Here is a 10,504-nt window from a genome sequence, read left to right on the forward strand (position 1 = left end):
CATCCGGAATGATCGTGTGTGGTCGGTGAACGTATCGTCGAGGTACACGGATTCCTCCGGTCTCAAGATGAGTACACCCGATGTTTCGACGCCACCGTGACTTCGTCACAGTCCCCAACGTTATTGGGCGCCCTCGCGGGCGAAGCGTGAGGCCGCCCACGCCGGACTCTGGCTGCGCGGTCCCGAAGCGGACGCCGGTCCAATAGCCGAGTCCGACATGCCCACCGGGGTGATCACGGCTCAAACACCCGAAGCGGGTTCGCTGATCCATCCCGGGTCCGCGCTCGCGGTATGGATCGATCGCGATGACGGTGGAGGTGGCGGAATGCGGGAGCCTCGCAGACCGTTACCCGACCCGAAGGGCAACAAGGAAGCGTTCGACGCCCTGTAGCAGTGCGGTGCCTCGCGTGACCCGATGCCCCCATCGCTTGGGGCCATCGCAGAGCGGCCTACACAGAAGCAGCACAGCGTGTGGGTTCAGGAAGTCGATGGCGATGGAGTCATGCCCACCGCCGGGTGTCTGTGTCCTCGATTACGCGGTTTTGGGGCCCGTCAAATCGCGGCCTGAACTGATGAGCTGCCCGCGATGGTGGAGACCGATCCCCGTTTCGGGCGGCGGTACCGGTTCCGCACCGAGGAGGACACCATGGCGTTGGCCGAGGAGTTTCGGGCCCCGTCGTCTATCTGCTCTCCCGGGTCGTTACCCACAGGTTGCTTGCCTATCGTGGAGATCAGGTCAGGATCTGATTGACGTCGATGCCGGCCTTCTCACACAGTGCCCGGAGCAGTTTGTTGTTCTGCTCGGCCAGCGCGTGGCTGGACAGGATGTGGCCGAACTGATCGTCCCGACGGTCCGCGGGCACCGGTCGGCCCTCCAGACCGAGATTGGTGACCTCCTTCCACAAGATCTCGGCGATGGCCTCTCGCAGATCAAGTTTGCGGCCGGCCCCGTCATAGAGGGCGACCGGGTGGTCGTCCCGGAACGCGGCGGCGACTTCGCGTGCACTCATGTGTTCGTCCTCCTCGATCGGTACTGCGGGTTGAACCTGTACCCGAAATTGCATGGCCCGGTATGGCCATCCGGATTCGGCCCATTCGGACACGATGATGTGAAAGTTGTCGAATGTGCTGTCCGGGTGCACGTATCCGCCGTACAGGCGGGTCACGACGTCGGGGCCACCGTTTCCTGACGGTCCCCGTACTGGCCGGAATGTTGGAGCGGTGTGCCAGTTGTCGGTGATCTGTCCGACGACGCGGATGGTGATGTTGTATTCGGCTTCGTTGAAGTAGCTGAGCACCCAGTTGTTCTGCATTCGGCGCAGGCACAGTTCCCCGACCTTGGACCCGACCGGCAGGATCGGGGTTGGTGGATTGCCCCATGCCCAGGCGCCGTGGCGAAATCCCCAGGGCTCGTAGATGTCCCGGTTCAGCAGCTGGTCCTCGGGGCAGCGGAACAGCAGCACGTTCTTGTCACGTTCGAGGCCGCCGGTGGTCATCACGTAGACGAAGCCGTCACCGCCGCGTTCCCAGGTAAGCATCCGGCGATGGCCGCCGAATTCCCACCCTTCCCACCGGGCCTTGGGTCCACCGTGGGTCCAGGTCTCGCCGTTGTCGTCGGAGTATTGGATCTCGGTCCACCGCGTGTCCGGCAGGCCGCGAACCACGAGGACGTGCAGGTAGATCCGGCTGCCGATCACGATCGCGTCGGTCGGGAGCACCGTGCTGAACTCCGGGTTGTTGTGCGGGTAGTCCCACAACTGTTTCGCGGGATTGCCCCCGGCCGCGCGGTGAAATCGCACCCCGTCATCGAGGTCGTGGGTGTGGCTGTAGAGCAGGACCGGGCTGCGCCAACCGGGGCCGCCGACCCGGTTCTCGGCGAAGGTGTCACCGAAGAAGAATCCGATCTCCCCCGTGGGCATCCGCACCGGGATGCCCAGGTCGGTCCCGCCCACACCGAACTGCGGCACCGGAGTGAGATCTCTGATCTTCATGACCGCACCAGTGTCATCGGCCGAGAACCTCCCCGGCGATGTAGTCCCACAGCGCCGCGTCGTCGACCGGGAACGGTTCCGCACCCGGGGCCGGGGGGCTGTGCCCCAGGCCGAGCATCGCTTCGAGTTCGTCGGTACTCAGGTGGGTGTAGTTGAGGTCGCAGCGACCGAAGGGCGGGCACGGGCCGATGTCGGTGTATTGGTGGGCGAAATAGCCGTCTGGCTTCATCTTCGGCGATCCGGGCTCCCGGCCGTAGCTGGGGGTGACCAATCGCAGACCGGGTGGGCGGGTGCGCCACAGGTCCGCGTTCGACACCGGGTTCCAGTAGCCGATCACCCGCCGCTCGCCGAGCCATTCGCGTGCCCGCCGGATCTCGTCGTTGACCTCCGCCGACTGGTCCCCGGTGATCGCCCCGGCTGCGTCCTCGACGTCGGCCATGACGACCATCCGCGGATGCGGCCCGCCCTGCTCGGTGACCATCTGCATCAGTAAGTCGATGTTCGCCTGACCGGGCCGGAAGAACCAGTACACGATGAAGAACCGCAGCCTGCCGTCGTCACAGGCACGCACCGCCCAGTCGTGGTTCGCCGCGAACTTCGTATCCCGCATGTTCCCGCTGTTGGATCGGAAACAGAAGATGTCGTACGGGTATGCGTCGGTGGCCGGGGTGATCTGGTACTGCGACACATCCGCCCAGGTCTTGCCGCGTACCTCGGGCGGTGTCGGCGGGGTGACCGGACCCCCCGAGATCGGGGCGTTGCCCGTGGCGGATCACGACATTCCATTCGCCCTCGAACACATAGCCGGTCACCGGCCATCCGTTCGAGATCTGCAGCGCGGTCGCTGCGCGGGCGGTGCCGGTGTCCCAGATTCCGGTTTCCGGTATCCCGCAGGTCTTCTGCCAGCGCCCCAGGCCGTCCTTCCAGGATTGCGGGTCCGTGGGGAACAAGCCGCTGATCGACTCGGCGGGTCCGTCGAGCGGACCGTAATAATACCCCGCCGGGAGGGGGAACGCGTCGGGGTCGGGCGGCCCGTACACCCAGAGGTAGCCGTTGTCGAGCCGGGTGGCGAAGGCGTCCAGGCGGGGGTCACCCTCGGGGAGGTTGATCTGGGTGTGCATCGGGTCCTTGGTGGCCCAGTCCTCACCCCAAAACACCGTGCCCTCGAACTCGGTGAGCATCTGGCGGACCGCCGCGATCTTGTCGGCTGGCATGTTCACCGACGCCCGCACCTTCCAGGGCAACCGGGTGGCATTGAGATCCACGGCCGTTCCGCTCAGGTGGTTACTGTTGGCAATATCGTTGTCCCAGCTGAATCCCCAGTAGTCGCGGGGCCGGTAACTGTCGATCCGCCAGATCCGCCGATGCCACAGCGCCGCCCAGGCAACCAGGATCGTCGCCGCCGCGCCCCGGCGCACCTCCGGCCGCACGTTGTCCGTGCCGGGCACGAGCGGCTTGACGATCTCGCCGGTATCGCAAATGCGCCAGCCGTTCTCGGAGATTGTGTTGCCCTGGTAGGTGCGAAATCCCATCGCGCTCACCCTCGTTTCCGTCTCACCACCACGATCGGGCGGTCGCCGATCCTGCCCGCGGCGGATGGTCGTCGCGGCGTGCACCCCGGACGATAGGACCCCGTACCGACACCAACGCGCGCCCGCACGTTTCGCCCGAACATCAGTGTGACGGCCGACGCGCAAAAATATCGCGAGTAGCGCCCTACTCGTTCTCCGGCGCACACCGTGGTCGACCAACCAGTTGTCAACGGTCGCGAGGAAATCCGTGTGGCGGGCATGAGTGGCCCGATCTGCGGACATGAAAGTTCGGGCGACGACACGTTCTCAAGTAAGGGCCCGGTCGTGGCGGATGCGGACACCCGTTCCCCTCCGGTGCCTGGTGCCGGCCGCGTCGATCGAGTTGGCGGCCACCACCATGGGATGCTGTCAGCGCCGTGTGAGCGTGGATAGTTGCACCAGGCGAGTGACGCGTCGCCAGTCCGACCTGTACGACCGCACGGTGTGTCCGCCGATGTCGCATCAACTGCCTGCCCTGAGCAGCGATATCGGCCGACGGAAGAGGCCCCGTTTCTGTTCCGGCGTGTCCGAGCGTCGACGTAGCTTTCCAGGAGGCTGATCGGCGTCGCTCTGCCTGTTACGACGGGGGATTGCGCGAGGAGAAGTAGTAGCCGATGGCGCTGCCGGTCAGGCCCACCATCGCGGTGAAGACGACCTGGAACGGGCTGCTGGCGCGGTCCCACTTGTCGGTCCCGGCCCACAGGGGCACCAGCAGGTAAATCAGGCCGACGAGGAAGGTCGCGACGGAGAGGCCGATCGCCAGGGCCTTGCGGGTGTCCTCCTGGCGTTCGTCGAGGCGGCGGATGGTGACCTCGGGCTGTTCGGTCACCCGGGGGTCGGTGGTGCCGACGTTGACCTCGTCGACGTGCGCGTCGTCCAGGGCGGTGACAGTGTCCTCGCCCCGCACGATGCGCCGTTCCGGTTCGGGTTCGGTCACTTGAAGACGACCTCCCGCTTGGTGCCGTCGGGCTCCTCGATGAAGACCTTGGCGCCGTTGGAGGCGGCCTCGTCGATGTAGGCGGTGGTGCGGATGGCCCGGACGAGGGCGCTGGTCTTGGTCGAGGCGTGGCGCTTGGCGATCTCTTCGAGCGTCTTGATGTCGTCGTTGGGCAGGTTCGCGGTGACCTTGGAGACGTCGTCCTTGCTCATGGTGTCCTCCTGGCGATGTGAGCTGACCTGGCAAGTCTATCCCTGAACCGTACCTGGTACGGTTTAGATACGCATCGCTGCGGGTTGGATGAGAAGTGCCCGAGGCCCTGTCCCCTCGTATTCGTCGGCGTGGCCGCAGGTGGCCGGGAGGTCCCGCCACGCCTACCTACATCGAGAAAATGCGGCGCAGCGTCGGGCCCGGGCATGGGGGCATCGAGCGATCCTGGAGACGTCCTTGCCGATGGGCGTACGTTGCAGCGGCCCTCTCAGACAAGCATGGCCCCGATTTCGCCCGCACGCTCAAGCGGAAGCTGCTCCGACCGGGCTTCCTCGCGGCGACTACTGCAGTTACGCGTACGCCTGATCGGATCGCGAGGCTCGCAAGGCCGGTGTCGACGTCAGGCTCGGCGTGATCGACGTCCGGTGCTGAGGCTCTTTGACACCGTTTCTACGATGAAACGCCGGACAGCCAGTGAAGGGTCCCACACACTGTCTAACGGCATGAGTTGAGGCAGCGGGAAGGGAAGGACGACGCCCGATGACGAACTCGACCGTTCGAGAGCAGTTGCTGCAAGACGTGCAGGACCCGAGTCCGTGTTGGAGGACGAGATCACGCTGGGTCACGCGCTACAACACACGGCATTCCACTCTCGGTCAGATCTGTCCGATCGACTTCGAGCAGCGATCGGCTACTGGCCACCGCCGCATCGGAATTGGTGGCCACATTTCGGGGGGCGGGGGAGGCCCTCCACGGAATCTGGGGCGATATGACCGAAACCGACCGGCGACGGCACGCCCGCCGACCCCGACCCGGCAGCCGACCACCCGCGCCGTCTCCGTCACCCGCGGCCGGCACCCGCACCTGACCGGCCACCCCGAAAACCTCCGGGGTTCACCGCCACCGGCCTCGCTCACCGGCCCTGCCCGCCGGGAGGCACTTCCGGCGATTCCGGTCCCGTCCTCCCCGACCGCGGGGGGAGGGATGGAACGATGTGCACCGTCGCCACCGCCGGTCTATTGGGTGGCCGAGAGGGTCTATCCACGAACGATGTGAGAAGGAGGTGGAACAGCGATGGGTGATGCCTTTGACATCGGCGAGCGGTCGGACGTTCGAACACTGCTCGGTGACGATGGTGATCTGCTGGCGTTTCTGACCAGAAGGACTGCAACCTCAAACGCGGTGTGTGGCGGGCACAGCTGCAGCGGCTGCCGGATCGCTACGTGAGACGGTCGCCGAGGTCCGGCATACGGGTCTGTCGGTCGAACTCACCGGGGGCGACTCGAGCCGCGACGGGCTGCGACTGTTCATCAGCGGCGCGGCAGGCGAGCCACCTGGGCTCCTGACCGAGATCTACCCTCAACGACACCCCTGGAGACCAGTTGGTGGCGGTAACGTGAGATCTCGCCGGTGGGCGGTGTCGAACGCCCGGACACTGGGCGTGGGCGCTACGCCGCCCGGACCGCCCCGCAAGCGATGGCATCCGGGCAGCCCGCGCACCCTGTTCCAAGCGACTGGCCGGCCGTTTCGTCGAACGGGCATGCACCGCGCCTACAACGGCTCGAACGGCCACCGCCCGGATCGCCGAGCCAAGTGCAGAGCCAGCATTGTCGGTGTGACATGGTCAACCAGGGGTGTTAGGTGCTCGGGAAGTTCGCTGGCATTGTCGCCGGCTGTGATCAGGACGACTGGCCGTCCCAGAGCTGCTGCGCGGTCCCAGATAGGCAATGCGCCATCAAACGAACGACGCCCGGACCCGATCAGTATCAACGGCGAGTGCGTAGGCGTCGCGAATCGATGCACGTGCCACCAGTCCTCGGGATCCACACCGATAGCGAAGATCCCCGATGCTTCGACCACCTTGGCGGCCGCATGCTTCGCAGTGCCCAGTGCGGGCCCATTGCCAGCGAAGACCAGGGGGGAAATGCCATACAGTGACTCAGCAAGCTCGCGGGCGGAGTGATCCTTCGTCTGACGGACCTCAGCGATCACTGCGGCAAGGTCGCCGGAACTCAGGAGGTTCACCCGCCGCCCCGCGAGTGGGTCCCTAGCTGCCGCGATGGCAGCCGCGACCGCCAGAAGGGCGATGAGACTGAACTGGTAGGTTCTGATTCCAGGTGAGAGCCCGAGGTTGGCCAACGATGCTGTGAGCACGTCATCGGCGGCCGTTGCTGTGGAAGATCTGCTGTCCAGCGTCACCGCCAGCGTGCGGTCACCAGCCGCGCGAGCTAACCGTAGTCCCTCAGCCGCTGAAGGATTACCTCCCGATGCAGACACACCGATCACCAACCGTGCGCGCGTTTGGCCCGCTTGGTGTGCTCCGTAGCCGATGAAGTCTCTGGCACTGAGCGCACGATAAGAAAGCCCGGGCGTCTCACCAAACGCCAGTCCGCATGCGAGCGCGGCATGGTGCGAGTCGCCAGCGCCGAGCACCAGGACCTCGTCGAGGTCAGGCCAGCCACGCACCACGCCGGTCGCCGCGTCGACGAGCTGATCGCGGAGGATGATGAAGTCGGGGGCGAGGCAGTCCAGTTCATGCGCCATCGTGTTGATGGAGTACTTCATGCGTAGTCTCCATTGAGATCGTGCACGATCTCCATGAAAGTGGCGACTTTGCCGGAGTAGATCCTGACCTCCCACTTAGGTGGTTCACGCAGCGGCCCAACAAGCGTTCCGTCAGAGCAGATGTGCCAACGACGTATGTTGAGGTCAGTATGCCCCGCCATCATGATCCGTGCCTCATGCGCATCTTTCCGCACCGAATGTACAATTCAAGGATGCGGTCCGGATCGGGATGTCCGATGCAGGCTGCGTCAAGCCGACCCTCCCGAGGGCTCGCTCCGGCGGGCGTCTGTTCTCCGCAGAGCCAGCTGAAGTGCGTCGAGTCGACGTCGGCGATACCAGCACCCCAGTCCGAGTGCGCTTTCGCGCTGACGATTTACGATGTGGGTAACCGGCGAGTCTCGCGACACCGGGCCGGGGCCACTGAACAAGGATCTCGCCGCGATCGGCCGACTGTTCCGTCTGACCATTGACTGGCGGGCTCAACGGGACCGGCAGCGCTAAACCTGGCACGGATCATTCGTGCCGTGGCGAAGCGCCCTCGCGCCACGCGCGGTCCCCGAGTCGGTGAGAGCCCAGATGAAAGCGCAACGCTGCTACGCCCGCCTCGCCGACGCCACCTCCCGCGTGCAATGGGAACGATCCCGCAAAATCAACATCCGCGGCGAACCCGTCGACAACCGGCATCGATGACCGGGCACGCCGATGGCGCGTGCATGAAACGAGCGTGATCCTACAACCGCTGGTGCTGCTTGTACGGAAGTCCTGCCCACCGCATTGCCAGACAATTCGTCTCCACCGGCGAATTCCTTCCCCATACCGTCAACAGCTCGACGCCGCCCGCACCCTCATCACCAATCGAACCGGCAACCAGGATGGTCGACATGAACCGCGCCGTCAGGACCAACTTGCTCGCCGCTGTCATTACCACCGCGAGTGATCGCGGTTGCAACCGCAGCTGTTGCGAAGGCGCTCGAACTATCTGCAACGCACGGATATTCGATCCGTGCCGACACCTCACATCACCACTCCGCAGCCGCCCTCAACGCAGCCTTGTCCGCGAAATGCTCGAAGAGCTATACCAGACCTACCAGCAGCGCCGCCGGGGTCGTGTAGACACCGACGATCGCGAACGACGTAATTGAGGCAGCACACCTCGACTGGGGGTCGAGGACGGGTGAGGCGTTGCGGTTAAGGGTGCGCTTCCCCGAGTCGATGCGATGTCGCCAGGCCGTCGACCCGGCCGCTCGTCCTTCGCCCAGCTGCGGGGAGGGTGCAAATGGGCGGCAGCCAATCAGGCGCGGTCGGGTACCGGCGACCACACGCATGCCGCATCCGGGCGGTTCATGCCGCGCCCTTCGCCAGCGGCCTGCCTTCTCTCCCTAACGCAAAGTCGGAGTCGACCAGGATGAGCAGTTCTCAGATCGGTGAGTGCAATCTGAATATGATGTTAGACTTTTGATTTCGCACTCCCTAGTCAATCCGCCATGCATACCGACCAGGCGCTGGACCACCCCTTATCGGCCGACCTGATCAGTCCAGATCTACCGAAACCCCCGCGCGGGAGTCTCATCAAACGGTGTCGCCCGTCGCAGGCGTTGTGACGATGCTAAGTTCAGTTCCCGCCAGTATGATCACGGCAATGGTGAGTGTCCCAGGCGGCCAAGGGGTAGGCGGCGCACAACTGCGTGCAGGTGCTCCTGTGGCATCGGCTGGCCATGCGAAGACCCTGCTGAGTTTCTTTGCCTGGCATCCAAGTTGCACTACTGCGCTCCAATCGCGGATCGGCAGCTCGCCGGCGAGAGTAAGGGTGCGGTCGCTTTCTACCAGTCTGAGTCGACTGCCGATTTTAGCGTCACGCCAGGTTTCGCATCGTCGGCATGTCAAGAGTTCCCGTGAGGGAATTCCCGAGGATCTGAAGTCGAACCGAAACACGTCTAGCAAATCCCCACAGGTTTCGCACCGGTCGTTCCCATGATGCCGCCGCCCAGTCGCGAGGGGAGTCCAATGCTGCTGCACTGCAAGAATGCTGTCGCAAGCGATGGACTTGAGAACGGCATGCCTCATTGCCTCACCAACGCCGTGGCTTTCGGAGGTCGACATACCCAACCCTGCGATGTGCTCGAATGCCCGTACTTGCCTTGCGGCGATGGCGGCAAGTCGCTGCACCTCGCCAGTCGTGGCGACTTCGGTAGCGTACGTCAGTGCATGGAGAAATCGGCCTCCATCGCCTGGTAAAGGCGCAGGGGGCTCACGGTAGCGAAGTTGGGCAAGCTCTTCCGGAGGTAGGGGATCGATATGCGAATCGGGATCACCGAGCACGGCCAGTCGAAAGTTGCCATTCCGTCGGTTCATCTCCGCGACGGCACGGCCTACGGTCGCGCCGCGGTAGAGCTGGCCGAGTAGATGTTCGAGTTCGAGAGGTTGGAGGACAACTTCGCCCCAGGCGGTGACGATGGCCGCGACATGGCGACTGTCCATGGTCGCGTCGACGTATCCCCATCTCCGGTTTTCATCCGCGCTGAGGATCCCTTTGCACGCGCAAATGACGAGTATGCGTGAGCGTATTTCGTCAGCGGACACGATTCTCCCCACAGCGGCGGCTTCGGGAATTGGGGCGAGGATCCGAAAGCACTCTCCGGTCAACCGGCAGCAGGGGGCTCCGACTGTAGAACGCCCCTTCTCAAGAATCGAATCGCAGAGAGAAAGCCCGTTGCCTAGGTTCAGATCAAATCCGGCGCCGCCTGTCACTATGCACAGCAGTGACGATGGACTCGTCACGGTGTCCCGAATAACCTGCCGAGCTGCGTGGCCCCCTATGAGCCGCCGCCTGCCGATAGGAACATCATCGAGCGCCGTATCCGCGAGTAACTCGATGATGGGACCTGATGAACTGTCGCTGTCAAGGAATTTTGCTGCGACGGCTCGAACCCGCGACCGCAACTGTGCGGGTGACCGTGCGAATATTATTCCGGGGGCGGACCCATATTGGGTTCCTCGAGGGAACAGCGCCTCGAGTAGGTCCGTGCCCACGTGTTCCGTGGTGGTCACGACCAGAGCTGTCGCAGTGGCATCGATCTCCAGTGGGGAAGAACAAACTGGCCCCGCTACGCGTCCCGTTAGCTCCGCGTAGATAGCGGCAGATTGCGAGGCTTCGACGCCAAGAGCTACCACGATTCGGGAGTGGGCTCTGTCTTCCTGGCGGACGTCAAGGCCCATGTTGTGAGTCTTCA

8 protein-coding genes are annotated in these 10,504 nt (G+C 64.3%); 2 read left to right on the forward strand and 6 right to left on the reverse strand.

Annotated features, from left to right (window positions below):
* Positions 1-217 precede the first annotated feature (217 nt).
* Positions 218-391 carry a hypothetical protein gene (locus GO592_RS39140; RefSeq protein ID WP_157234272.1) on the forward strand — a complete coding sequence of 58 codons (174 nt, stop codon included), beginning with the start codon at positions 218-220 and terminating at the stop codon, positions 389-391.
* A 340-nt stretch (positions 392-731) separates the two neighbouring features.
* Here GO592_RS39140 and GO592_RS39145 read toward each other — a convergent pair whose 3' ends face one another.
* The 6 genes from GO592_RS39145 to GO592_RS39165 form a co-directional block, all read right to left on the reverse strand.
* Positions 732-1,991, reverse strand: a complete 1,260-nt coding sequence (locus GO592_RS39145) for a DUF4185 domain-containing protein (protein ID WP_007298600.1) — start codon at positions 1,989-1,991, stop codon at positions 732-734.
* Positions 1,992-2,004: 13 nt separating this feature from the next.
* On the reverse strand, positions 2,005-2,601 hold the full coding sequence (locus tag GO592_RS45290; protein ID WP_237720486.1) for a hypothetical protein: 597 nt from the start codon (positions 2,599-2,601) through the stop codon (positions 2,005-2,007).
* Complete coding sequence (locus GO592_RS45295) at positions 2,549-3,523, reverse strand: M15 family metallopeptidase (protein ID WP_236581355.1); 975 nt, start codon at positions 3,521-3,523, stop codon at positions 2,549-2,551. Before GO592_RS45295 ends, GO592_RS45290 begins: the two co-directional genes overlap by 53 nt.
* A gap of 616 nt (positions 3,524-4,139) precedes the next feature.
* Entirely contained in the window at positions 4,140-4,499 is a 360-nt protein-coding gene (locus tag GO592_RS39155; protein WP_007298601.1) for a hypothetical protein, read from the reverse strand.
* The gene (locus GO592_RS39160; protein WP_007298602.1) at positions 4,496-4,711 is read right to left on the reverse strand and encodes a hypothetical protein; all 216 of its coding nucleotides are present in this window, start codon (positions 4,709-4,711) and stop codon (positions 4,496-4,498) included. The genes GO592_RS39155 and GO592_RS39160 overlap by 4 nt, the downstream gene beginning before the upstream one ends.
* 1,549 nt (positions 4,712-6,260) lie before the next feature.
* Complete coding sequence (locus GO592_RS39165; RefSeq protein ID WP_007298603.1) at positions 6,261-7,274, reverse strand: SIS domain-containing protein; 1,014 nt, start codon at positions 7,272-7,274, stop codon at positions 6,261-6,263.
* Positions 7,275-7,793: 519 nt separating this feature from the next.
* Here GO592_RS39165 and GO592_RS39170 point away from each other — a divergent pair.
* A complete protein-coding gene (locus tag GO592_RS39170) occupies positions 7,794-7,964 on the forward strand; it encodes a hypothetical protein (RefSeq protein ID WP_157234274.1) in 171 nt (56 codons plus the stop codon).
* Positions 7,965-10,504: the final 2,540 nt, after the last annotated feature.

The organism is Rhodococcus sp. 21391 (genome assembly GCF_016772255.1).
GTDB lineage: Bacteria > Actinomycetota > Actinomycetes > Mycobacteriales > Mycobacteriaceae > Rhodococcus_F > Rhodococcus_F opacus.